The following is a 25,764-nucleotide window of genomic DNA, read 5'->3' on the forward strand; positions in this document are numbered from 1 at the left end:
GTTTCCATCCTTAACGCAAATCAAATCTATAACTAAAAAATAAGTTAAACAACTATTTTTATAGTTATGTAACTATTTTATTAGTTTCTATTTTAATTTCTCTGAAAAAGAAAACCCTTATCTTCGCAAAAAAAAATCGATATGTCTGTTTTACTTATTCTATTAGGTTTGGTTTTATTAGTAGTGGGAGGAGAGTTCTTGGTAAGATCTTCTGTAGCACTTTCTTTTAAATTAAATATTTCTAAAATGGTCATAGGGCTTACCGTAGTCTCTTTTGCTACGTCTATGCCAGAGCTTCTAGTAAGTTTGCAAGCGGCATTAGATGGCTTTTCAGACATTAGTTTAGGGAATGTTATAGGTTCTAATATTGCCAACATAGGATTGGTATTGGGAATTACAGCTATTATAAGTAGTCTAGAAATAGATAAAGATTTTTATAAATTCAACTGGCCGGTGATGATGTTATTCTCGGTGATGCTTTATTTCTTTTTATATACAGGGGGTGAAATTTCAAGAACTGAAGGGATAGGTTTCGTAGTTGCAATCGTTATTTATCTTTTGGTTTTAATACAGCGTGCAAGAAAACACGATGAGGTTCCTACAGAAGATATTGACGATAAGCTGCAAGGTGTTTCTTATTTTAAAATCGTTGTTTGGTTAATTATAGGAGGAGTGGCACTATACTTCGGGTCCGAGTCTTTAGTGACGGGAGCGGTAGATCTGGCAACTAAAATTGGCGTAAGCGAGCGTGTAATCTCGGTAACTATGATAGCGGTGGGAACAAGTGTTCCAGAGCTTGCAGCTTCGGTAATTGCAGCATTAAAACAAGAAAAAGCACTTTCGTTAGGAAATTTAATAGGTTCTAATATTTTTAATATTGCTTCCGTTTTAGGAATTACTGCCATCATTAAACCTATCGTAATGCAGTCTGATGAAATTTTAACCAATGATATTTTTTGGATGCTAGGTTTTGCTTTTATTATACTTCCATTGGTATTCTTGCCAAAGAAATTTATATTCAGTAGATATAAAGGAGTGATTATTTTTTCAGCTTATGCGCTGTTTATAGCTTTAACTTTTATTTAATATTATTTATTAAGGGGGTGTTAATAAAAATAACATCTTTTTAAATAAGTTAACATTAAAATATAGGGGGTGTTTTAAAAATGATTAATTTTGTCGTGCAACACAAACCAAAAAAAATGGCAATTTTAAGATTTCAAGCATTAAAAGAAAGTTTAAACCGTAAACCAGTTCATGTTGAAGAACCAGCACGTCGATCAGAGATATTTGCACAAAATGTTTTTGGGGAAAAGGCGATGCGTCAGTTTCTAACAAGAGATTCTTATAAGAGCGTAATGGACGCAATTAAGAATGGTTCAAAAATCGATAGAAATTTAGCCGATCACATTTCTACGGGAATGAAAGAATGGTCTATTTCTAAAGGAGCAACACATTATACACACTGGTTTCAACCACTAACAGGATCATCTGCAGAAAAGCATGATGCTTTTTTCGAAACTGTTGAAGATGGTTCTGCCATAGAGAAATTTGGAGGAGGAGCTTTAGTACAACAAGAGCCAGATGCTTCTAGCTTTCCTAATGGAGGAATAAGAAACACTTTTGAAGCAAGAGGATATACTGCTTGGGACCCAACATCACCAGCATTTATTTTAGGAACGACTCTTTGTATTCCTACCGTATTTGTAGCCTATACGGGAGAAGCATTAGATTATAAAACTCCGCTTTTAAGATCTCTTCAAGCTTTAGATCAGTCAGCTACAGAAGTAGCTAAATATTTTGACAAAAAAGTTACTAAAATTAATGCCACTCTAGGATGGGAGCAAGAATACTTTTTAATTGATTCCGCTTTAGCGAGCTCAAGACCAGATATATTATTATCAGGCAGAACCTTGTTAGGTCATTCTCCTGCAAAAGGACAACAATTAGATGATCACTACTTTGGAGCGATTCCTTCTCGTGTTCTCAATTTTATGAGAGACATGGAAAACGAATGTATGCTGTTAGGAGTTCCTGTAAAAACTCGTCACAATGAGGTTGCTCCTAATCAATTTGAATTAGCACCTATATTTGAAGAAGCAAATTTAGCTGTAGATCACAACCTTCTATTAATGGATGTGATGGAAAAAGTAGCTGAAAGACATTATTTTAAAGTGCTTTTCCATGAAAAGCCATTCGCGGGAGTTAATGGTAGTGGTAAACATAATAACTGGTCATTAAGTACAGATACAGGAGTTAATTTGTTAAGTCCGGGTAGTACTCCAATGAAAAACCTTCAGTTCTTAACTTTCTTTGTAAATACTATTAAGGCAGTTAATGATAATGAAGAATTATTAAGAGCTACAATTGCGACAGCTTCTAACGATCACCGTTTAGGGGCAAATGAAGCACCGCCGGCGATAATATCTGTATTTATTGGATCTCAGTTAACTGAAGTATTGGATGAATTAGAAAAAGTAACCGATGGGAAACTTTCTCCGCAAGAAAAAACAGAATTAAAGCTAAATGTAGTAGGTAAAATACCAGAAATTCTATTGGATAACACTGATAGAAATAGAACTTCTCCTTTTGCCTTTACAGGAAATAAATTTGAATTAAGAGCAGTAGGATCGACAGCCAACTGTGCAAACCCTATGACTGTTTTAAACTCTATCGTTGCTAAGCAATTAAAAGAGTTTAAGGTAGAAGTAGATGAGTTGATCAAGAATAAAAAAATGAAAAAGGATGACGCTATTTTTAATGTGTTGAGAGAATACATTAAAGATTCTAAGCGTATTCGTTTTGAAGGTGATGGTTATGGTGAAGCTTGGGAAAAGGAAGCTGTAAAAAGAGGATTAAGTAATAATAAAAATACTCCAGAAGCTTTAAAAATTAAAAAGGCTCAATCTACCATAGATCTTTACGCAGGTTTAGGTGTAATGAATAAAGTAGAGGTAGAAGCCCGTCACGAAATTGAAGTTGAAGAATATGCAATGCATATTCAAATTGAAGGACGTGTATTAGGAGATATTGCCAGAAATCACGTGATCCCTACTGCAATTAAATATCAAAATGTATTGATAGAAAATGTGAAAGGTCTTAAAGAGATTTATGGAGAAGACTTTAGGAAATTTGGAAAAGAGCAGTTAGGTATCATTGAAACTATTTCTAATCATATTGAGAAAATTAATTCAGGAATTACAGATATGATTGATGCTCGTAAAAAGGCAAATAAAATAGAAGATTCTGAAGAGAAAGCTTTTGCTTACTGTAATGAAGTAAAACCATTCTTTGAAGTGATTCGTTACCACTGTGATAAACTAGAGCTTTTAGTAGATGATGAATATTGGCCATTAACAAAATATAGAGAATTGTTATTTACCAATTAGAGTTAACACCTATTTTTTAAAAACCTCTTAATCAGTATGATTAAGAGGTTTTTTTTGCTACAAACAGAAATTAAAAATCAATTAAATTACGAATAAATAAATTATTTAAAGTTAAAAACTGGTTATTTTTATTTTAATTGTTAAAATATTACCATAAAACGATTTAAAAGGTGTTTATATCGAAAAATGATTGGTTATCTTGTGTGAATTGTATAATGTATTTAATTTAGTCTCAGGTAATTAGACATGTCTTTTTAGTGGTTGTTTTTTGAAAATCACAATATTTTTCCGGAAACTTATTGAGTTTTTAAAATAATAATTACAAATAATTACCTTCATATAAATATAAGCTTATTTAGGACGATTGTTGTTTTGAAAATTTTATAAAGAATTTTCTTAACAAATGTAGATTGAACGTATTTCCTTAAATGGAATTCTAAAAACAAATCTAAATATTAAAACTTTATATTATGAAAAAATCAATCTTATGCGTAGCCGCTCTTATGATTGGAGTTGTGTCTTTTGCGCAAAATAATAGTGATGTAGATCAAACTGGGGTAGGTAACAATGCTAACGTAAATCAAAGTGGCCATAACTCAAGTGATGTTGATCAAGAGTTTACAAGTAACATAGCTGATGTTGATCAAATTGGGGATAATTACTCAAAAATTGATCAGAAAGGAAATGTAGGTGGTAATCCTGCAAGTGGTAATGGAAATTATGCTAAAGTAGATCAAGATGGAGGTACAGCAACTCGTCAACGTTCTACAATTGAGCAGCAAGGTGATAGAAATAAAGCTTATGCGACTCAAGATGGAGAAGGAAACAGATCTATGATTCAGCAAGGTAACGGGATGAATGCCGAAGATAACTACGCTAGGGTAATGCAAGATGGAGATGATAACCGTTCAGATATTTTGCAAACTTTTGATAATAACAGAGCCCTAGTAGATCAAATGGGATCTGATAACAGGGTTGATATCGATCAGGTTGCTGGTCCAAATCAAACTGACGGGAATTTTTCTGATATTCTACAAGACGGAGATAATAACAGAAGTACTACATTTCAGCAAACAACTGGAGGAGCTAATACTGGAAGTTTTGCGAACAGAGAATATGTAGAACAACATGATGATGGTAACCGTTCGATTTTATCTCAAATAGGAGATCAAAATTACTCTAAAGTTTACCAAGAAGGTGGAGTTGGAGTGAATACTAACTACTCTGATGTAGATCAATCTGGAGAAATGAATAAATCTTGGGTAGATCAAAGAGCGCAAGGTGCAATTACTGCAGATAACACTGCGAGAGTTACTCAAAGTGGAACTCTAGGAAATATTAGTACGGTGAGTCAAATGGGTGCTAATACAGCAACAGTTATTCAGTCTAACTAATATTCCCTCTTAATTTTTTAAAAATTAAGATAACTAAATTAAAAATGGGTAGATAAATTGAATAGAAGGTTCAATTTATTTACCCTATATCACTTTAAATCTGAAATTATGTGGTCAAAATATAGCATATGTTGTTTACTCATATTAGTTACATTTCAGGGAATAGCTCAAACTGAAGAAGATTCTTCTATAGGTATATTAGATAAGGAAAATGAAAATTTTAATTTGTTGAATAGTTTTATTAATAGATCCACACCATTAGTAAATGAATCTCATCAGATTACAATAGGAAATCAAGTTTATATTGAGCAAATTGGCTCCAATAATGTTATTAACTCCATTATATCATCTTCAAATTCTAAAGTACAATTAAAGCAAAACGGACTTAACAATGAAATCGATATTCATTTAGTAGCAGCCTCAATTAGAGAAAAAATTACTCAAACGGGTGATAATAATATTGTACTAAGGAATGTTCAGGATCCTTCAGCTAATGTTTATTTTGAACTGACACAGGAGGGTAATAATCATTTTGAGCAATACGGTGTAAATAGTAAAACAAATAATTTAAAAATTAAACAAGAAGAAGGGGCAAGAAATATTATAGTGAGAAGTTTTCAATAAATATTTAAATGTGAAAAAATGAAAAGATTCTATCTTATATCTATTTTTTTAATTAGTTTTTTAGGTCATACGCAGATATATAACAAAGAAATTGAAGCAAAACTTAAAATTGAAAAAAATAACGACCTGTTAAAAATTACGGGTTTAGTTACAAATAAAACAGCTATAAATACCAGTTTGCATTATAAGTTATCTGTGATTAAAAGTGGAAATAAAAATAATTCTAATAACAGTCAAACGGGGCGTTTTGTACTTGAAGCAAATGAAAGCAAGAGCCTTTCGGTTACTTCTATAAATGCAAACGAAAAAGACCGTATAATTATATTGTTGTTAATATATGATCTAGATGATAATCTCTTAGGTAAAGACCGACATGTGCTTAATGATTCAAAAAAAAAATAGAAAGCGAAACAGTTATTAAACAGAATCAAAATATTGAGAATCCGCAAGATGATGGTGTATTATTGCGAGGAATAGTAACTCAAGATACAAAAACAAAAGCAGGAAATGACTTTTATAATTTTTTTAGTATAGATTATCGCAATAGTGGGCTAAACTCAAATAAAATAATTGCGATTAAGGAACTCTTTAATTTTGGTAGAAATACTAAAATCCAAATAATGGTTGAAATGGAAATTGTATATCAGTTTTTTATTCAACCTAAAGAAGAATATTTAAAATCGATGTCTACACAATCTTTGAGAAGTGTTAGTGCATATTTACAACAATTAATAAAAAATCAAGAAACCATTCAAAAGTACTAATATGAAGAAATTTATACTATTGATATGTCTTTTACAAGCAGGTTTTTTATTTTCCCAGCAACTAACTTATAAACCTATAAACCCTGCCTTTGGGGGTGATACTTTTAACTACCAATGGTTATTAAGTTCTGCTAATGCCCAGAATGATTTTAAAGAAGAAGGTTTAAATAGAGATGAGGAGTCAGATCTTGAGGATTTTTCTAGTAATTTGAATAGACAGCTTTTAAATCAACTAGAAAGGTCTTTATTAACTAATCAAATCGGGGATGGAGAATTAGAACCAGGAACTTTTTCATTTGGAAGTTTGGAAGTTGAAGTTTATGATTCCTTAGAAGGTTTAGTGGTTAATATTTTAGATACTAATACAGGGGAACAAACGCAAATTATCATACCTAATTAATTATTTATGAGTAGATTATTTTTGATTTTGATAGTTTTAATTTATTTATTGTTAGGGTCTTGTGGTACTTATTATAACCAACCTGTTAAACCTCAAGATGCTAGAATAGGTGAAACGTCAAATTTTACAAAAAAACTTTATAATCTACCTCAACCCCAAAAAAAAGTAGTTATTGGAGTCTATAACTTTAAAGACCAAACAGGTCAATACAAAGCTTTAGAGAACGGAAGTTCTTTTAGTACCGCTGTCACTCAAGGAGGTACTTCAATTCTTATTAAAGCATTAGAAGATTCAAATTGGTTTACACCCATTGAAAGGGAAAATCTTAACAATCTACTGAATGAAAGAAATATTATTCGTTCTACTCGTCAAGAGTATGCAGGTGCCAATGGAAGTGGTGTAGTTCCTCCACTATTATATGCAGGAGTTTTGTTAGAGGGAGGTGTGGTTTCTTATGATACAAATATTATAACAGGAGGATTTGGAGCAAGGTATTTTGGGGCTGGTGGTTCGACGCAATATAAACAAGATCGAATTACAGTTTATCTTCGTGCAATTTCCACTTCAAGTGGAAAAATTTTAAAAACAGTATATGTATCTAAAACTATTTTATCACAAGCAGTTGATGCTAGTTTATTTAGATATGTAAATTTTCAACGTTTGTTAGAAGTTGAAACGGGCTACACTAAAAACGAACCCGTTCAACTAGCTGTTAAAGAAGCTATAGAAAAAGCAGTGGGTTCATTAGTGATTGAAGGTTTAAAGGAGGGTATTTGGACTGCAGAAAATGAAGATGAAGCAAATGAAATGATAAATCAATATACTAAGGAAAAGGAGGAAGAAAGTTTAATTGGGCTTTATCATAGAGAAAAACTAAGTTGGGAATATAATAATGCGCTAAGCTTAAGGTTAGGTGTAAATAGATTTTTGGGAGACTATGATGAAAGAGGTTTTAGTTATTTTGGACAATTAAGCTTTCATAAAAAAATTATTCCTCATTTAGGATTTGCATTAAATGCAAATTTTATGGAATTTAAAATTGGAAATGATATTGAACAACAATTTGCAGGAGTTGATTTAGACATGGAAGTGTTCTTATTGCCTTATGACCGATTCTCTCCTTATTTAATGATTGGGCCAGGTGTTTTATTCGAATCGAGCGAAGAAGATGATTTTGCTTTTGAGGATAATTATTTTAAAATGCAATATGGGTTTGGTTTAGGGTACGTTTTAAGTCCGAGGCTTTCTGTTAATTTAAATGTGAAACATCATTTAACTTTCACAGAAGACCTAGATGACATAACCCATGGAAAACAGGATGATTCTTACTTTAATTTAGCTGCTGGGATTAAGTTTAATTTTGGTAAAAGAGACCAATAAAGTTTACAACAATGAAGAAAATTAGATATTTACTTTTTTTGTTATTTATAGTCATTGCTTGTGAAAGAGATACTATAAATGATTCCGATAAGGGAATTATTGAGGGAACTGTAGTTTTAAAAGATTCTAATCTACCAGTTGAAAATGCTAAAATTTCTACGAATCCAGCTACTTCAACTGTGTTTACTAATGAAGAAGGAAAATTTACTATTTTAGAAGTAGATGTTGCGGATTATTCAGTCCAAGCTCAAAAGGATAGTTTAGCACCTAATTTTGAAGGAATAACAGTCATAGCAAATAATATTGTAAATGTGGTTTTTGAAATGCAGAGCGAAGATGTTTTAAATACTCCTCCGCAATCTCCGTTATTAATTTCGCCAGATGATGATGCAATAAATGTAAGTACTACGGTTGATTTTATATGGAACAGTGAGGAGGCTAACTTAGCTGATAATCATGTCTATACGTTAAAGCTTAGAGATGAAGCAAATGAAAATCAGCTTATTTATAAGCAAATTAAAGATACTATTTTCAAAGTAGAGGGGTTAGAATTTGATACTCAGTATTTTTGGCAAGTTAGTATTGAAGACGAAGTAAATGGTCCAGTTTGGAGTGAAGTTAATTCTTTTAAAACTATGTCCTTTCCTAATATAGAACAATTATATACTAAGACTGTAGATGGTAATTATGTAATATTTGCGAAAGCGGGAGATCAAGAGGTTCAATTGACTGCTAGTGGTTTCAATAGTTTTAGACCGCGTCGTAATATGGAAACTAATAAAATAGCATTTTTAAGATCTGTAGGAGGGGATACTCACGTGTTTGTTATGAATTTAGATGGCTCAAATCAGAGGCAAGTAAGCGCAATCCCAGTTGGAGGTTTTAATTTAAATATGGTAGATATATGTTGGATAGATAATGGTAACTCAATATTATACCCAAATTTTTCAAATCTTTATAAAATAAACGCGTCAGGTGGAGGGACCGAAAACATATATCAAACTGTAGACGGGAGTCTTATTACCGAAGTAGATGTATTTCAAAACAATACATTTAAAATAGCTTTAATCACTAACGACAATAACGGTTATGGTGCTAAAATATTTGTAATGGATGGTGACACTGGAATGACTATAAATACAATTCAAGAAAATCTGCCAGGTGCAGTTGGCGGACTTGATTTTTCTCCAGGCGGAGATAAGGTTTTGTATGCTAGGGATGTAGATGGGTATGAAAGTCAAAATTACAGACAATTAAATTCTCATATTTTTATATACGATTTAAACAATAATTCTACCTTAGATATTTCCGTTGAAAAAGAAAACGGTACCAATGATTTAGATCCAAAATTTTCACCTACAGGAGCTGAAATAATTTTTGTAAATAAACCCAATAGCATAGGGTCTACTCCAGCTATTTACAAAATGGATATAAATCCCAACGATAATAACCTTAGGGAGTTAATAATAGATAATACATTAATGCCCGATTGGGAATAATTATTAAGTTAAATTAAAATCTTTTTTTTTGCTTACTTTTGCATTTGAATTAATACAATTATGAGTCAAGAAGTTAGTAAAAGGTACGCACAACGAGGAGTTTCAGCTGAAAAAGAAGATGTGCATAAAGCGATAAAAAATGTAGATAAAGGGCTTTTTCCTAAAGCATTCTGCAAAATAATTCCAGATCACCTTACTAATGATGAAGAGTACTGCTTAATCATGCACGCAGATGGAGCTGGTACTAAATCTTCGTTAGCTTATATGTATTGGAAAGAGACTGGAGATCTTTCGGTTTGGAAAGGGATTGCGCAAGATGCACTCATTATGAATATTGATGATTTGCTTTGTGTGGGAGCTACCGATAATATTTTACTTTCTTCTACCATTGGAAGAAATAAAAATTTAATTCCAGGAGAAGTAATTTCTGCAATTATTAACGGAACCGAAGAGCTAATTAAGGAGTTAAAGGGTTTTGGTGTAGAAATTCATTCAACGGGAGGAGAAACTGCAGATGTAGGAGATTTGGTAAGAACTATTATTGTAGATTCTACCGTTACTGCTAGAATAAAGAAATCGAATGTAGTTGATAACGCAAATATACAGCCAGGTGATGTGATTGTTGGTTTGTCTTCATCGGGACAAGCAACATACGAAAAAGAATACAACGGAGGAATGGGAAGTAACGGATTAACTTCTGCACGTCATGATGTATTCAATAAAACCTTAGCGGAAAAATATCCAGAGAGTTTTGATAATTCTATTCCAACAGAACTTATCTATTCTGGAAGCAAACAACTTATAGATAAAGTGGAAGATTCACCTTTAGATGCAGGAAAATTAGTGCTTTCACCAACTAGAACTTATGCGCCAATTATAAAAGAGATTTTATCTCAGCTTACACCGAAAGAAATTCATGGTATGGTACATTGTAGTGGAGGAGCGCAAACAAAAATTTTACATTTTGTAGAGAATTTGCACATTATAAAAGATAATATGTTTGATGTGCCACCGCTTTTTAAACTTATTCAAGAAGAAAGTAAAACCGATTGGAAAGAGATGTACCAAGTATTTAATATGGGGCATCGCATGGAAATTTATCTTCCAGAAGAATTTGCACAACAAATTATCAATATCTCTAAATCTTTTGGAGTAGATGCAAAAATAGTAGGAAGTGTAGAAGCTCAAGAAAATGGTAAGAAACTTACAATAAATAGTAGCTTAGGGAGTTTTGAGTACTAATATATTGTAACCCCGTTTACCCTTTGACTATGAGTAAGTACATTGTATTTATTAGCTTTCTGTTTTTTAGTTTAAATACTTTCGCACAACAAGATAGCATTGTAAGAGATTCTATATACGCTATAAAATTAAAACCTAAAGGAGTTATTAGTTATAGCGGTTTACCTAGTACTCCAAAAAAAATCTGGAAAAAACATCCAAAGAAAACTTTTTGGAAAAAATTAAATAGAATAGGCTTAGACTTAAGTGAAGTAGCCTTTGTAAATTGGAACGCAGGAGGGAGTAACTCTATCTCTGGGTTAATGAATGTAGAAATAAAAAGAATCTACGAACGCGGAAATTTAAGATGGAATAATGAACTTTTAGGAAGATACGGAATCAATAAACAAAAAGAACAAATAGTTCAGAAAACAGATGATAATCTAGAAATTAACTCCACAATAGGTTATCGTAAGGACACTATTTCAAATTGGTTTTATTCAGCCAAATTAAATTTTCAAACGCAATTTTCAAACGGATATAATTATCCTGATGTTTCTAATAAAATTTCTACTTTAATGTCACCTGCCTATTTTCTATTAGGTATAGGTTCGGAATATGGAGCAAATTTAGAATCCTTAAATATTTATGCTTCTCCTTTAACGGTAAAATCTACGATAGTAACCGATCAAGATTTGGCAAATTCAGGAGCGTTTGGAGTTACCCCAGCAGTTTTAGACGAAGAAGGAAATGTAATAAAAGAGGGAGAACATACACGGACAGAAGTGGGTATTTTATTGACGAATGAATATCATACTAAATTATTTGAAAATATAGGATTTACGAATAAATTGACTTTATATACAGATTATTTAAACCATTTTGGGAATATAGATGTAAACTGGGAGCTCAACTTTAATTTTAAAGTCAATAATTATGTACTTGCGAAAATAGGCTCACATTTAAAATATGATGACGATATTAAAGTGCAAGAAGAAAATGTTGATGGTGAATTGGTAGATGTAGGCCCAAGAATACAATGGAAACAACAACTAGGTATTGGTGTTATTGTAGAGTTATAATTATCTAGACTATTTTATAGAAAGTGTTATGATTTCTTTTTAGCCACTAATGCATATACCATTGGGATCTTATTATCTAAATGCTCTATTCTATACTTGTTAGGTTCAAATTCTATGGTTTTGTTGAAGCAGTTGTAAGGTGAATAATCATATTCTTTAAAGGTGCTTATTTGTAGACCATTTTTAATTAAGCTATTGAATACTTCTCCTAAACCGTGATTCCACATGACATATTCTTGCGATATCTTAGCGTCTTTATCTGCATAAGTCCCATTTTCAGTTTCTATAATTGCACCAGAATTAAAGTAGCTATAAGCAATTTTTTCAAAGTTATCGTCAAACATCCACACAACGGGATGAAACTCTACAAATACAAACTGACCGTTAGGTTTTAAATATTTAGAAACAATCTCTGCCCATTTATCTAAATCGGGTAACCAACCAATAGTTCCGTAACTAGTAAAAACAATATCAAATTTTTGATCTAAATAATTAGGTAAATCATAAATATCGCAGCAAATAAAAGTTGTGTTTGAACTTTCTTTTTTAGCGATTTGTTTGGCGTTTTCTATAGCTTTATCAGATAGGTCTACACCAGTAACCTCGGCTCCAAGTCTGCTTAAAGAAATCGTATCTTGCCCAAAATGACATTGTAAGTGTAAAATTGTTTTACCTTTTATATCTCCAAATAATTCTAACTCAATAGGATTTAATGAAGTTTTTCCTTTTAAAAAATTATCTAAGTCATAAAATTTAGACTTTAGATGTGTATCCGTTCTGTTATTCCAAGACTGTCGATTAATTTCTATATAATTTTTTTCCTTATTCATTTTGTAGTGTTTTATTTGACATTCAAGGGTAAATAACCATTTTCAACTAATTTCTCTTTATTATCTATCAATTTTAAATTCCTGTCTTTACATAAGTATATCGTATCTGCAATGTCTAAAACGTCATTATAAAAATGATCTGTTAAAATAAGTATTTTTTCTTTTTTAATTTTAAGAATTATTGTTTTTAGTTTTTCAATGTAAAGTGGAGATAAACCAGAGAAAGGTTCGTCTAACAATATGATTTTCACTTTAATGTATAGGATTAAATAAGTTTCAATTAGCCTTAATTCTCCTCCAGAAATTTCATCTTTCTTATTTTTCAATAAAGGCTTAAATGAAGGAAACTCTTTGATAAAATCCTCCCAAGAAACATTATAAAGATAAAATGCTTGTCTTAAGTTAAGGTGTTTAGGTAAGTATGAAAATTGAGGTAAATACGCAACTAAACCCGTTTTATACAATTTTTTTGTAATAGGTTTTTCGTCCAGACGAATCAATTTATATTTGGGAGAAACCGTACCGTAAATAATAGAAAGCAAACTCGTTTTTCCACTCCCATTTCTACCAAGTATTCCCGTAAGTTTACCTGTTTCAGCTTGTAAATAAATTCCGTCAAGGATAATTTTCCTATCATAACTAAGCTCTATATTATCTACTTTTAATATCATAATAACGCTTTCGCTGAATAAAATCCGTAAAGAATGCAACTATCCAAAACTAAGGAAAAGACTATTAACCCCCGTTTACTTAAACCAATTTGATGGTAAAAATGAAAATAGGAAGTGTTTCTAATTAAATGTTTTCTAAAGATAAATAAAATGAGTAGGAATACTTTTGATGGCAAAGCAAGCTTAAACTCGACTCCAGACAAGTTAAGAGCTAAATTGATGAGAAGTGAAAACCATAAAAATTGCCTGTAAAAAGAAAGAAGTAGTAGTATTTTTCTTGTCATAAGGTCTAAAGTACAAAAAACTGAGTGAATTAAAGTTTCCTATAAAAATCACTAAAATTATCGTAAATTTGTAGCATTACGATGAACAATATGATAGAGAAATTAAATATAGTAAAACAAAGGTTTGATGAGGTAAATGATTTAATCATTCAACCAGATATCATCAAAGACCAAAAAAGATATGTTGAGCTTACAAAAGAATATAAAGATCTTAAAGCTTTAATGGCCGAAAGAGAAATCTACGTAGAGCTTACCGAAAATATAGCAGAAGCAGAAGAGATTATTGCCGATGGTAGCGATGCCGAGATGGTAGACATGGCCAAAATGCAATTAGAAGAAGCCAAAGATGGATTGCCGGCATTAGAAGAAAAAATTAGGATGATGCTTGTTCCTAAAGATCCAGAAGATGCTAAAAATGCAGTGGTAGAAGTACGTGCAGGAACAGGTGGCGATGAAGCGAGTATTTTTGCAGGAGACATTTTTAAAATGCTTACCAAATATTGCGAAAGTAAGGGGTGGAGCGTTAGCACTGTAGATTTTAGTGAAGGTACCAATGGTGGTTTTAAAGAAATACAGTTTGAGGTTTCTGGAGAAGATGTTTACGGAACTCTCAAATATGAAGCAGGAGTACACCGAGTGCAACGTGTGCCACAAACCGAAACGCAAGGTCGTGTACACACGAGTGCTGCAACGGTAATGGTTTTTCCTGAAGCAGAAGAATTTGATGTTCAAATAGAAGCTAAAGATGTAAGAATAGATTATTTCTGTTCTTCGGGTCCAGGGGGGCAATCGGTGAACACTACCTATTCTGCAGTTCGTTTAACACACGAGCCAACAGGATTGGTTGCACAATGTCAAGATCAAAAATCTCAACATAAAAACAAAGAGAAAGCATTTAAAGTATTACGTTCTCGTTTGTATGATCTAGAGTTAGCCAAAAAGCAAGAAGAAGATGCTGCAAAACGTGGCTCTATGGTAACGAGTGGTGATCGTAGTGCTAAAATTAGAACTTACAATTACTCGCAAGGTCGAGTAACCGATCATAGAATTAACTTAACCCTTTATGACTTGCAAAATATCATAAATGGGGATATTCAAAAAATAATTGATGAGCTACAATTAGTGGCCAATACAGAAAAACTAAAAGAATCTTCGGATGCTTTTTAATAACACCGCCCGCTTTTGCGGGCTTTTTATTACAGCCCTATGACTACCCAAGAACTTGTAAAGCAAATTCACGCAAAGAAATCATTTTTATGTATAGGCTTAGATGTTGATCTAGAAAAGGTGCCTGCACATTTATTACAAGAAGAAGATCCTATTTTTACATTCAATAAAGCCATTATAGATGCGACTCATCATTTGGCGGTTGCCTATAAACCCAATACTGCTTTTTATGAAGCCTATGGGTTAGAGGGGTGGGAGTCCTTAGAGAAAACGATAAAGTATCTTAACGAAAACTATCCTGAAATCTACACAATTGCCGATGCTAAACGTGGTGATATAGGTAACACTTCTACCCGTTATGCTAAAACTTTTTTTAGTCATTTAAATTTCGATTCTATCACGGTGGCGCCCTATATGGGAGAAGATTCTGTGGTTCCTTTCTTAGAATTTGAAAATAAACATACTATTCTATTGGCTTTAACTTCTAATCGGGGAGCGTTCGATTTTCAGACCCAAAAAATAGATGGAGAGGAAGTTTATAAAAAAGTTATACAAACTTCTCAAACTTGGAAAAATCATCATAATCTCATGTATGTGGTTGGAGCTACTAAAGCCGAATATTTTAAAGAAATTAGAAATATAGCACCTAAAAACTTTCTCTTAGTTCCTGGAGTTGGCGCTCAAGGTGGAAGCTTAAAAGAAGTTTGTAAATATGGTTTAAATGAGGACGTTGGTTTGTTGATCAACTCTTCAAGAGGAATTATTTACGCTTCCGCGGAAGCTAACTTTGCAGAGGCTGCAGCCATTAAAGCTAAAGAACTTCAAGCTGAAATGAAAGAGATACTCGATAAAATATAAGTAATAACATTTTGGTGAATTTTAAAGATCAATTAGGTAGAAATATTACTTTAAAAGAAATTCCGCAACGAATTATTTCTCTAGTTCCTAGTCAAACGGAATTATTAGTAGACTTAGGATTGGAAAACCATATTGTTGGGATTACCAAATTTTGTGTGCATCCAAGCCGATTAAGAAATGAAATAGAAATTGTGGGTGGAACAAAATCGGTTCATCTAGAAAAAATTAAAGCCGCTCAGCCAGATATTATTTTGTGTAATAAAGAAGAGAACACAAAAGAAATGGTGAAAGAATTAGAAAAAGTAGCTCCAGTCCACGTTTCAGATATTCAAAATTTAGCCGAAAGTTATGAGTTAATTCTGCAGTATGGTGAATTGTTTCAAGTTTCAAAAAATGCTCATAGTTTAGTAAAGTCAATTCAAGAAGAACATCAAAAGTTTCAGCAGAGTATTTCTAATAAATCAGTAAAAAAAGTAGCGTATTTTATTTGGAAAAACCCTTATATGGTCGCAGGTGGAGAGACTTTTATAAACTATTTACTGAAAGAAAATAAATTTAAAAATGTTTTTGAAGAAGTTCCTCGTTACCCAGAAGTAGACTTGAAGAATTTACCAGATTTAGATTATGTTTTATTGTCTTCAGAACCTTTTCCATTTAACGAAAAACATAGTAAGGATTTTGAAAAATTTTTACCTAAGGAAAAAATTAAGTTTGTAGATGGAGAATTCTTTAGTTGGTACGGCTCACGTTTAGAAAAAGCCTTTTCTTACTTTCAAAAATGGCACGAAATAGAGAATTAAGAATTGTTGGGTGGTAATAAATCTCTAGGATCTTTTCTTACTTTTAAAGGAATGTCTTCTTCATTTCCGTAAAGTTTAAGTTCGGTGATATCTGCAGGTAAATTAAAGCCTGCATCACTAAGAGCTTCTTTTACATTTTTAATAATGATGCCTCTTAAAATTCTTGAAGATACCCGATAATCTACCGTGTTTACCCAGAAAAATACTTTGAGATTAACTGTGCTGGCAGCGAGTTCGGTTTCGGCTACAAAATTTTCATGATTAATGTCATTCTGAATTACATCGGGGTGCGATTGAATGACTTCTAAAATAAGCCGTTTAGCCGATTCAATATTATCTTCATATCCTATTCCGACAATAAATTCATTTCTATAGAAACCATCTGCAGTATAATTTTCTACAGGTTTGGTAAGCACATCACTGTTAGGGATGTAAATATCTCTACCGTCTGAGGTTTTTATGTGAGTATAGCGAAAGTTTAATGCTTTAACTTTTCCAAAAATATCACTTATTTGTATCGTATCATTTACATTGAAAGGTCTGTTGAAAGCGAGTATGATTCCTGCAAGAAAATTTTTACCAATATCCTGAAAAGCAAATCCTAATATAATAGCAGCTCCACCTGCAGCAGTTAAGATACCAGTTGCAATGTTGCTAAGCCCTGCAGCTTCTAAAGCCAGCATGATAGTAATGATGATAAGGATGGTTTTTACAGCTTGTGCTAAAAATCTGGCCATTAATGCATCATTGGCTTTTTTTAAAAATTTGTTCCGATAGAAATTAGTGATTAATTGAGCAATTAACACGCCCACAACCACGATAAAAATACCGAGTGCTATTCTAGGAATGACCTCAATGATATAATCATAATAATTACTTAGGGACTCTTGAATTTTTCCCGAAATAGATAATGGTATTTTCATAAGTTAATTAGGTGAAATGCGATTAATGTAAACGATTAAGCTCTAGTTTTCTAATTTCAATTAAAACGACTCTTGCCTTCTCATTAAGCTTATCACTTTTCCTTTTATTTTTAGGAGCAATTTGGTAAGCACGTTTCATAAGCTCACAATATTTTTCTTTTAAACGCTCTTTTTTTGTCTTCTTTTTTATCCAATCTAGCATCTTCATCATTGTGTTTTTACAAAGATACAGGTGACAATGCTTACAAAGTATTAAAGATAGTTAATAGTGTTTTAAAAGTTGAAGCGTATAGTGAAGTTTTGCTTAATTAATTAACAAAAAAAAGCCGCAAGTTTCCTAGCGGCCTAACTTAACCCAAATAATATGAGACACCCTAAATCTCATTACAAAGATGACATTCTTTTAAAATGTAAGTGTTACCTTAATATGATGCTAAGGTTATTTGTTATCTTGTAGAGCAAATACCTTTCTTAAAAGATCTGTGGTTCTCGAAGAATAATTATTTCTAATTTCTTTTTCTTCTTCAGCAATCATAGTAAACACTCCGCTTAAAGCTTGTGTGGTGACATAGTCTGTAAGATCTGGATTGACGTTTTGCGTAAGAGGAAGAGCGTTGTACTTGTTAATTAAATTGCTCCAAATTTGATCGGCTCCAACTTTAGCAAAGGAGTTTTTGATAACGGGATTAAATTTATTGTATAAACTATTAGTTGTTTTACTTTCTAAGTAACTTGTTGCAGCTTTATCATCTCCTAATAAAATATTTTTTGCATCTGTAAATGTCATCTCCTTTACCGCAGAGACAAAAATAGGTGTAGCCTCTTTTACAGCATCTTCAGCAGCTCTGTTAAGTGCTTTAATTCCTTCATCGGCAAGGCTACCAAGACCAAAATCTCTTAATCCTTTTTCCACTTTTTGAAGTTCCTCCGGAAGTAGAATTTTTACCGCGGCATTACCATAAAAACCATTTTCTTGAGTTAATTTTTGTACCTGGTCATCAATTCCTTTGTCAAGTGCTTGCTTCAATCCATTTGCAATGTCTTGTTCACTTAGTCCATAACCTTGCTGAGGTAGGCTATCGGCAATGGTTTGTAATTCGGCACAGCTAGTAAGGCAAAGTATAGAAATAAATAATAGAATTTTCTTCATGGTATAATATTTTATTAAGTGTACTAAAGTAAAGTTTATTTGTTTTAAACAGAAATTTGAAGCATAATTATAGAAATATAAAAAAAACCTATCACGATTAAATAATAATTTCCTTTAAGTCTTGTATTTTTATAGAAATCAAAAAGATATATCATGAGTGAGAAAAAGAAATTAACAACAGCTTCAGGACGTCCTTACGTTGAAAATGAAGATTCTTTAACAGTAGGAAGAAGGGGACCAATACTATTAGAAGATTATGTGCTTCACGAAAAAATGGCGCATTTTAATAGGGAAAGAATACCAGAGAGGGTTGTACATGCTAATGGATCGGGAGCTTTTGGGACTTTTACCGTTACTCATGATATTACAAAATATACCAAAGCTAAAATGTTTTCTCACATTGGTAAAAAAACCGATATGTTAGCACGTTTCTCAACCGTTGGGGGTGAAAAAGGTTCTGCTGATACTGAAAGGGATCCTAGAGGGTTTGCTTTAAAGTTTTATACAGAAGATGGAAATTGGGATTTAGTGGGAAATAACACGCCTGTATTCTTCGTGAAAGACCCTAAAAAGTTTAGTGATTTTATCCACACGCAAAAAAGACATCCATTTACTAATATGAAATCGCCAACTATGATGTGGGATTTTTGGTCTTTAAACCCGGAGTCTTTACATCAAGTACTTATTTTAATGAGTGATCGAGGTACACCATTCGGATATAGGCATATGAATGGATATGGTTCTCATACTTATTCATTAATCAATGCAAATAATGAGCGTCATTACGTAAAATTTCACTTTAAAACCGATCAAGGAATTAAGAATTTCAATGATGCTGAAGCCACAAAAATGAAAGGTGAAAACCCAGATTTTGCTCAGCAGGACTTAATAGAACATATCGAAAACGGAAATTACCCTAAATGGAATTTAAAAATACAGGTAATGACCGAAGAAGAAGCTAAAAATTACAAATGGAATCCTTTCGATTTATCTAAAGTTTGGCCACACGGAGACTTTCCTTTAATTGATGTTGGAGTTATGGAGCTTAATAAAAATGCAGACAATTATTTTGCTCAAATAGAACAATCTGCTTTTGCACCAGCACACATTGTTGATGGTGTTGGGTATTCTCCAGATAAAATGTTACAAGGTAGATTACTTTCTTATCCTGATGCTCACCGTTATCGTTTAGGGGTAAATTATGAGCAGATACCTGTTAATCGTTGTCCATATGCAGTTAATAATTACGAAAGAGATGGATTTATGCGTGTAGATGGAAATCAAGGAAGAGCTGAAAATTATTTCCCAAATAGTTTTGATGAGATAGAGGTAGATGAAGATTACAAACTAAAATCTCCTGAGGTGAATGACGCTTCCGCGGATTGGTACGACCGAAATTCTGCTGCAGCAAATGAAAACGATCATTATACTCAGCCAGGGAATTTATATCGAATCATGAGTGACCAAGCTAAAACCAACTTAGTGAACAATACAGTAGGAGCTATGAGTGGAATTGACGGTCCTAAAAAAGAGGAAATTACTAAACGACAATTAGCTCATTGGTATAACGCAGATAAAGAATTAGGTAGAAGAATAGCTGAAGGTTTAGGAGTAAGTATGTAAAAATAAAATATAAACAATTAAAAAAGCTCTGCAACTGCAGAGCTTTTTGTTGTTAAGACAATAAAACAAATTATAATATATATAAATACCCCTATAAATATATAAATCAAATATATGAGCCTTTTCAGTTTAGTACAATACCCAATAAAAGGTATATTTTTAATTTTAGGAATAAAAAAAGGCAACAATTTAATCAATTAAGAAAAAATCATTGCCAAAACAAACGTAAGTTGTTTAAAATTCAAATTATCTACCCCCTATAAGATAATATTGATATAGTAAAGATACAGAATATTAGAGATTTGCATATACCCAGTATTGGGTATATTCTAACTTTTCGATTAAAGGTGGGTTTTTGCGATTTGTTACAAATCATTAATTCTTAATCGCTTCTCTTAAGTCAGCGTTTTTTAGTAAATTTACGCTCCAAAAATTCAGAATAAATCCATGGAAGAACAAGCACCATATAAACCAAAACATAAAGTAAGAATTGTAACTGCAGCCTCATTATTTGATGGGCACGATGCCGCTATTAATATTATGCGCCGTATCATTCAGTCAACGGGGGTAGAAGTGATACACTTAGGACACGATAGAAGTGTAGAGGAAGTTGTAAATACAGCTATACAAGAAGATGCCAATGCGATTGCAATGACTTCTTATCAAGGTGGTCATACCGAGTATTTTAAATATATGTATGATCTTTTAAAAGAAAAAGGAGCAGAGCACATCAAAATTTTTGGTGGTGGTGGAGGTGTAATTCTTCCTGAAGAAATAAAAGAACTGCAAGAGTACGGAATCACAAGAATTTATGCTCCAGATGATGGTAGAGAACTTGGTTTGCAAGGAATGATTAATGATTTGGTAAAACAATCAGATTATGCAATTGGAGATAAGCTAAATGGAGAAGTAGATAATTTAGCTTCAAAAAATGACAAATCTATAGCAAGAGTTATTTCTTCAGCAGAAAACTTTCCAGATATAGCAAAATCTGCATTAGATCAAATTCACGAGAAAAATAAAAATATAAAAACTCCAGTTTTAGGAATTACAGGAACTGGTGGAGCAGGAAAATCTTCTTTAGTAGATGAATTAGTACGTCGCTTCTTAGTAGATTTTGAAGATAAAACCATTGGTATTGTATCTGTAGATCCTTCTAAAAGAAAAACAGGGGGAGCATTATTAGGAGATCGTATTCGTATGAATGCAATTAATTCACCACGAGTTTATATGCGCTCTTTGGCCACACGTCAATCTAATTTAGCGCTTTCAAAATATGTGCAAGAAGCAGTTGAGGTTCTAAAAGCAGCAGAATACGATTTAATAATTTTAGAGACTTCAGGTATTGGACAAAGCGATACCGAAATTTTAGATCATTCAGATGTTTCTCTATATGTGATGACACCAGAGTTTGGAGCTGCAACACAATTAGAGAAAATCGATATGTTAGATTTTGCTGATATCGTTGCTATCAATAAATTTGACAAACGTGGTGCTTTAGATGCGTTACGTGATGTTAAAAAGCAATACCAGCGTAATCACGGGTTGTGGCACGAAGACCCGAAAACGCTTCCAGTATACGGGACAATTGCTTCTCAGTTCAATGACCCTGGGATGAATACCTTGTATAAAAAAATAATGGATACGCTTTCAGAAAAAACGGAAACTCCATTAAAAAGTGATTACCATATTTCAGATGAAATGTCTGAAAAAATATATGTAATTCCACCAGCAAGAGTGCGCTACCTTTCAGAAATCGCAGAAAATAATCGGGGTTATGATGATAAAGTAGAAACTCAAGTAGAAGTGGCACAAAAGCTTTACGGAATTTATAAAACCATAGAATCTGTTACTGGTACTAAAATTCAGTTAACAAAAAATGGTTTAGATGAAGAAGTTTTAAACGAAAATACTTCCGAAGAGAATAAAGAGCTAGTTAACTTATTGAAGAAAGAATTTGATCGTGTAAAAATGGATTTTGATCCTTACAATTGGGAAGAAATTCTTAAGTGGGAAGATACCGTTAAAAAATATCGTGATCCTATTTACAGCTTTAAAGTTCGTGATAAAGAAATAAAAATAGAAACTCATACCGAGTCACTTTCTCATCTACAAATACCTAAAGTAGCTTTACCTAAATATAAAGCTTGGGGAGATCTTTTAAAATGGATTCTACAAGAAAATGTACCGGGAGAATTCCCTTATACTGCAGGTTTGTATCCATTTAAACGTCAAGGAGAAGATCCTACAAGAATGTTTGCAGGAGAAGGCGGACCAGAGCGTACCAACCGTCGTTTTCACTATGTGAGTTTAGGCTTGCCTGCAAAACGTTTATCTACTGCGTTTGACTCTGTTACTCTTTACGGAAATGATCCAGATCACAGACCAGATATTTATGGTAAGATTGGTAATGCAGGAGTATCTATTTGTTGTTTAGATGATGCTAAAAAACTATACTCTGGGTTCGATTTAGCTCACGCTTTGACATCTGTAAGTATGACTATTAACGGGCCAGCACCAATGTTGCTTGGTTTCTTTATGAATGCTGCTATCGATCAACAATGTGAGAAGTATATTAAAGAGAATAATTTAGAACGAGAAGTAGAAGATAAAATTAAAGCCATTTATAAGGAAAGTGGTTTAGAGCGTCCAACATACCGCGGGGAATTGCCAGAAGGTAATAATGGGTTAGGACTTATGTTATTAGGAGTTACTGGTGATCTAGTGCTTCCAGATGATGTATATCAAAAAATTAAATATGATACTTTGGCTGTGGTTCGTGGAACTGTACAAGCAGATATTTTAAAAGAAGATCAAGCTCAAAACACTTGTATTTTCTCAACAGAATTTGCTTTGCGACTTATGGGAGATGTACAAGAATATTTTATTGAGAATAAGGTTCGTAATTTCTATTCGGTTTCTATTTCTGGTTATCATATAGCAGAAGCTGGAGCTAATCCTATTACTCAATTAGCATTAACCTTAGCGAATGGTTTCACTTACGTGGAATATTACTTAAGTAGAGGAATGGATATTAATAAATTTGGACCTAACCTTTCATTCTTTTTCTCTAACGGTATTGATCCAGAATATGCTGTGATTGGTCGTGTATCTAGAAAAATATGGTCTAAAGCTTTAAAACATAAGTATGGAGCTAACGCTCGTGCTCAAATGTTAAAGTATCACATCCAAACTTCTGGAAGATCTCTCCACGCACAAGAAATAGATTTTAATGATATTCGTACCACGCTACAAGCCCTGTACGCAATTTATGATAACTGTAATTCGTTACATACCAATGCTTACGATGAGGCAATTACCACACCTACAGAAGAATCTGTAAGACGTGCAATGGCTATTCAGTTAATTATCAATAAAGAATTAGGATTAGCTAAAAATGAAAATCCCATCCAAGGTTCATTTATTATTGAAGAATTAACCGATTTAGTTGAAGAAGCGGTCTTGGCAGAATTTGATAGAATTACTGAACGTGGAGGAGTTCTTGGGGCAATGGAAACGATGTATCAGCGTTCTAAAATACAAGAAGAAAGTTTGTATTATGAAACTTTAAAACACAATGGGGATTTCCCTATCATTGGCGTAAACACTTTCTTAAGTAGTAAAGGTTCTCCTACGGTAACTCCAGGAGAAGTAATTAGAGCTACAGAAGAAGAAAAGCAGTTCCAAATCAATACCCTAAAGAAATTACATAAAACCTATGAAGATAGCGCGCAAGAAGCTTTAGATAAAGTTCAAAATGCTGCTATTCATAATAAAAATATTTTCGAAGAACTGATGGAGGCAACCAAAGTTTGTTCGCTTGGACAAATCACCGAATCCTTATTTGAAGTTGGTGGACAGTATAGAAGAAATATGTAATTTTTTTATTTTATATAAAGATATCGATAAGAAAAACCCTGTTTAAGCAGGGTTTTTTCTATTTTAGAGGAGTTATAAAAAATCTGAAATGAAAAACCTCTATAAAATCACACCCAAGAATAGATGGCGTATTATTTTAGGTTTGTCGGTGGTGCTTCTTCTTATTTTTCTTACCAGTTTGTTTGAAAATAAACAGCTTAAAGAAATAAATGAAAGTTTTGGATCGTTGTATAAAGACCGACTTATTCCTGCTTCAGAAATCTATCAAATCAATACTTATTTTACACAGAAAAGCTTTGTTTTAGAAGAGCTCAAAAATGTAAATGATAGCTTGTCTTTTAATTTTGCACCTCTACTTATAAAAAATAATAAAAAAATAGATTCCTTACTACAAGCTTATGAAGAGACTTATTTTGTAAAAGAAGAAAAAATAGCCTTTGTAAAGTTTAAAGAGAATTATGAAGATTATAAAAAAAAAGAGGGTGCTGTAACTCAAGGTATGAAAAACTGTGAGCTTTCTGTTTCAGAAAAAAAAGATATAGGAGAAGCTTTAGTTTTTCTAAATAAAATTAATACCAATTTAGCAGAACTCGTAGCTATTCAATCTTCTGTAGGGAAAGAACTTTTAGATGATTCTGAATTTAATTTTGGAAGCAGTACGCTACTATTTTATTTTAGATTTGGATTAACCTTATTAGTAACAGCTGGTATCTTATTATTGGTGAAAACTTCAGAAATTAATCAGCGAAAAAAAGATCCTCATATTAATACGATGCAAGTAATAAAAAATAAGAAAAATTTGTGAGAAGACTCTTTCTAAAATTTTAATTTTACTGAAAATTTTTTACATGCGTTTCAATTTATATTTCACTAGCTTAATTTTAATGTTTAGCTTTCATTATACTTCCGCACAGACGACTTTAGATAGTAAAGCTTTTCATGAAAAATTAAATAAAGAATTTAAGAATAAGAATACTTCCCCCTTAAAAGATAAAGACCGAAAAGATTTTAAAGGATTAGAAACGTTCGCAATTGATAGTAGCTACATTATTTCGGCTAATTTTAAAAGAACACCGTATGAAAAACCCTTTCTAATGTCTACAACGACAGACATGAAAAGTATGTTTGTAAAATATGGAGAAGTAAGTTTCGTTTTGAAAGGGGAAAAGGTAGTGTTAGAGGTTTATCAAAATCAACGCTTAAAGATGCAAAATGAGTTTAAAGATTATTTGTTTATACCTTTTTACGATCTTACCAATGGAGTTTCTACGTATGGGGGAGGTAGGTATTTAGATACTCAAATTCCTAAGGGAAATAGAATGGTATTAGATTTTAATCAAGCCTATAATCCTTACTGTGCGTATAATGAAAAGTATTCTTGTCCCATACCGCCAGAAATAAACTTTATTGACCTTGAAATAAATGCTGGAGTTAAAAAATTTGATAAAATTTACTAAATAGTTTTAGTAAGCCACATTCCTAAAAATACGGCTGCAAAACTTACAATGATACTTGCAGCAGCATAAAGACCAAAACTTAAAAAATCATTATTTTTCAACAAAATATGGCTTTCATAAGCAAAGGTTGAAAATGTAGTAAAACCTCCACAGAAACCTGTAGCTAATAACAGCATTGTATTTTGTGAAATGGTATTGGTTTTATAGAAGTATCCTAAAATAATTCCGATAAGGAAACTCCCTAGAACATTAGCCAAAAAAGTACCATAAGGTAAACCTGTAGAAGGGCTATTTAGCCATTTTGAAAGTAAAAACCGAGCGACACTGCCTGTTCCTCCTCCTAAAAAGACAATTAGTAATTGCTTCATA

At 32.4% G+C, this 25,764-nt stretch carries 24 protein-coding genes; 18 read left to right on the forward strand and 6 right to left on the reverse strand.

Features of this window, described 5'->3' with window-relative positions:
* The first annotated feature begins 141 nt into the window (after nucleotides 1–141).
* From FT986_RS07225 to FT986_RS07275, 11 genes are all read left to right on the forward strand, one after another.
* The gene (locus FT986_RS07225; RefSeq protein WP_147864515.1) at nucleotides 142–1,086 is read left to right on the forward strand and encodes a calcium/sodium antiporter; all 945 of its coding nucleotides are present in this window, start codon (nucleotides 142–144) and stop codon (nucleotides 1,084–1,086) included.
* Between the two features lie 116 nt (nucleotides 1,087–1,202).
* The gene (locus FT986_RS07230) at nucleotides 1,203–3,389 is read left to right on the forward strand and encodes a glutamine synthetase III (protein WP_147864516.1); all 2,187 of its coding nucleotides are present in this window, start codon (nucleotides 1,203–1,205) and stop codon (nucleotides 3,387–3,389) included.
* A gap of 470 nt (nucleotides 3,390–3,859) precedes the next feature.
* Entirely contained in the window at nucleotides 3,860–4,783 is a 924-nt protein-coding gene (locus tag FT986_RS07235; RefSeq protein ID WP_147864517.1) for a hypothetical protein, read from the forward strand.
* A gap of 108 nt (nucleotides 4,784–4,891) precedes the next feature.
* Entirely contained in the window at nucleotides 4,892–5,407 is a 516-nt protein-coding gene (locus FT986_RS07240) for a hypothetical protein (RefSeq protein WP_147864518.1), read from the forward strand.
* An 18-nt stretch (nucleotides 5,408–5,425) separates the two neighbouring features.
* Nucleotides 5,426–5,809, forward strand: coding sequence for a curli-like amyloid fiber formation chaperone CsgH (gene csgH, locus FT986_RS07245; RefSeq protein ID WP_147864519.1), 384 nt, complete (start codon nucleotides 5,426–5,428; stop codon nucleotides 5,807–5,809).
* A 62-nt stretch (nucleotides 5,810–5,871) separates the two neighbouring features.
* Nucleotides 5,872–6,171 (forward strand): CsgE family curli-type amyloid fiber assembly protein, encoded by a 300-nt coding sequence (locus FT986_RS07250; protein ID WP_187248585.1) that lies wholly within the window; start codon nucleotides 5,872–5,874, stop codon nucleotides 6,169–6,171.
* A gap of 1 nt (nucleotide 6,172) precedes the next feature.
* Nucleotides 6,173–6,571: a curli production assembly/transport component CsgF gene (locus FT986_RS07255; RefSeq protein WP_147864521.1), complete on the forward strand. Its 399-nt coding sequence runs from the start codon at nucleotides 6,173–6,175 to the stop codon at nucleotides 6,569–6,571.
* 6 nt (nucleotides 6,572–6,577) lie between these two features.
* On the forward strand, nucleotides 6,578–7,951 hold the full coding sequence (locus FT986_RS07260) for a CsgG/HfaB family protein (RefSeq protein WP_147864522.1): 1,374 nt from the start codon (nucleotides 6,578–6,580) through the stop codon (nucleotides 7,949–7,951).
* Between the two features lie 11 nt (nucleotides 7,952–7,962).
* Nucleotides 7,963–9,450 (forward strand): carboxypeptidase regulatory-like domain-containing protein, encoded by a 1,488-nt coding sequence (locus FT986_RS07265; protein WP_147864523.1) that lies wholly within the window; start codon nucleotides 7,963–7,965, stop codon nucleotides 9,448–9,450.
* A 60-nt stretch (nucleotides 9,451–9,510) separates the two neighbouring features.
* Nucleotides 9,511–10,692 (forward strand): AIR synthase related protein, encoded by a 1,182-nt coding sequence (locus tag FT986_RS07270; protein WP_147864524.1) that lies wholly within the window; start codon nucleotides 9,511–9,513, stop codon nucleotides 10,690–10,692.
* A gap of 29 nt (nucleotides 10,693–10,721) precedes the next feature.
* Nucleotides 10,722–11,753: a DUF3078 domain-containing protein gene (locus FT986_RS07275; RefSeq protein ID WP_147864525.1), complete on the forward strand. Its 1,032-nt coding sequence runs from the start codon at nucleotides 10,722–10,724 to the stop codon at nucleotides 11,751–11,753.
* Nucleotides 11,754–11,779: 26 nt separating this feature from the next.
* On the opposite strand, the gene FT986_RS07280 is transcribed toward FT986_RS07275, so the two are convergent.
* Complete coding sequence (locus FT986_RS07280; RefSeq protein WP_147864526.1) at nucleotides 11,780–12,583, reverse strand: bifunctional 2-polyprenyl-6-hydroxyphenol methylase/3-demethylubiquinol 3-O-methyltransferase UbiG; 804 nt, start codon at nucleotides 12,581–12,583, stop codon at nucleotides 11,780–11,782.
* An 11-nt stretch (nucleotides 12,584–12,594) separates the two neighbouring features.
* Nucleotides 12,595–13,254 (reverse strand): ATP-binding cassette domain-containing protein, encoded by a 660-nt coding sequence (locus FT986_RS07285; protein ID WP_147864527.1) that lies wholly within the window; start codon nucleotides 13,252–13,254, stop codon nucleotides 12,595–12,597.
* A gap of 374 nt (nucleotides 13,255–13,628) precedes the next feature.
* Here FT986_RS07285 and prfA point away from each other — a divergent pair, with 374 nt between their 5' ends.
* Genes prfA through FT986_RS07300 form a run of 3 tightly spaced genes read left to right on the forward strand, consistent with a single transcriptional unit; the run spans nucleotide 13,629 to nucleotide 16,363 of the window.
* The gene (prfA, locus tag FT986_RS07290) at nucleotides 13,629–14,705 is read left to right on the forward strand and encodes a peptide chain release factor 1 (protein WP_111541445.1); all 1,077 of its coding nucleotides are present in this window, start codon (nucleotides 13,629–13,631) and stop codon (nucleotides 14,703–14,705) included.
* Nucleotides 14,706–14,744: 39 nt separating this feature from the next.
* The gene (gene pyrF / locus FT986_RS07295; protein WP_147864528.1) at nucleotides 14,745–15,563 is read left to right on the forward strand and encodes an orotidine-5'-phosphate decarboxylase; all 819 of its coding nucleotides are present in this window, start codon (nucleotides 14,745–14,747) and stop codon (nucleotides 15,561–15,563) included.
* 14 nt (nucleotides 15,564–15,577) lie between these two features.
* Complete coding sequence (locus tag FT986_RS07300) at nucleotides 15,578–16,363, forward strand: ABC transporter substrate-binding protein (RefSeq protein ID WP_147864598.1); 786 nt, start codon at nucleotides 15,578–15,580, stop codon at nucleotides 16,361–16,363.
* Here FT986_RS07300 and FT986_RS07305 read toward each other — a convergent pair.
* From FT986_RS07305 to FT986_RS07315, 3 genes are all read right to left on the reverse strand, one after another.
* On the reverse strand, nucleotides 16,360–17,286 hold the full coding sequence (locus FT986_RS07305; protein WP_147864529.1) for a mechanosensitive ion channel family protein: 927 nt from the start codon (nucleotides 17,284–17,286) through the stop codon (nucleotides 16,360–16,362). The genes FT986_RS07300 and FT986_RS07305 overlap by 4 nt on opposite strands.
* A gap of 22 nt (nucleotides 17,287–17,308) precedes the next feature.
* Nucleotides 17,309–17,497: a Lacal_2735 family protein gene (locus FT986_RS07310; RefSeq protein WP_255505930.1), complete on the reverse strand. Its 189-nt coding sequence runs from the start codon at nucleotides 17,495–17,497 to the stop codon at nucleotides 17,309–17,311.
* Nucleotides 17,498–17,725: 228 nt separating this feature from the next.
* A complete protein-coding gene (locus FT986_RS07315) occupies nucleotides 17,726–18,436 on the reverse strand; it encodes a DUF4197 domain-containing protein (RefSeq protein ID WP_147864530.1) in 711 nt (236 codons plus the stop codon).
* 153 nt (nucleotides 18,437–18,589) lie between these two features.
* Here FT986_RS07315 and FT986_RS07320 point away from each other — a divergent pair, with 153 nt between their 5' ends.
* From FT986_RS07320 to FT986_RS07335, 4 genes are all read left to right on the forward strand, one after another.
* On the forward strand, nucleotides 18,590–20,059 hold the full coding sequence (locus tag FT986_RS07320; protein ID WP_147864531.1) for a catalase: 1,470 nt from the start codon (nucleotides 18,590–18,592) through the stop codon (nucleotides 20,057–20,059).
* 447 nt (nucleotides 20,060–20,506) lie between these two features.
* Complete coding sequence (locus FT986_RS07325) at nucleotides 20,507–23,938, forward strand: methylmalonyl-CoA mutase family protein (protein WP_147864532.1); 3,432 nt, start codon at nucleotides 20,507–20,509, stop codon at nucleotides 23,936–23,938.
* An 88-nt stretch (nucleotides 23,939–24,026) separates the two neighbouring features.
* On the forward strand, nucleotides 24,027–24,743 hold the full coding sequence (locus FT986_RS07330; RefSeq protein ID WP_147864533.1) for an MCP four helix bundle domain-containing protein: 717 nt from the start codon (nucleotides 24,027–24,029) through the stop codon (nucleotides 24,741–24,743).
* Between the two features lie 43 nt (nucleotides 24,744–24,786).
* A complete protein-coding gene (locus FT986_RS07335; protein ID WP_147864534.1) occupies nucleotides 24,787–25,395 on the forward strand; it encodes a DUF1684 domain-containing protein in 609 nt (202 codons plus the stop codon).
* Here FT986_RS07335 and crcB read toward each other — a convergent pair.
* The gene (crcB, locus tag FT986_RS07340) at nucleotides 25,392–25,763 is read right to left on the reverse strand and encodes a fluoride efflux transporter CrcB (RefSeq protein ID WP_147864535.1); all 372 of its coding nucleotides are present in this window, start codon (nucleotides 25,761–25,763) and stop codon (nucleotides 25,392–25,394) included. The genes FT986_RS07335 and crcB overlap by 4 nt on opposite strands.
* Nucleotide 25,764 lies beyond the last annotated feature (1 nt).

The sequence above is a fragment of the Mesonia sp. K4-1 genome (assembly GCF_008017825.1).
Taxonomy (GTDB): Bacteria; Bacteroidota; Bacteroidia; order Flavobacteriales; family Flavobacteriaceae; genus Mesonia.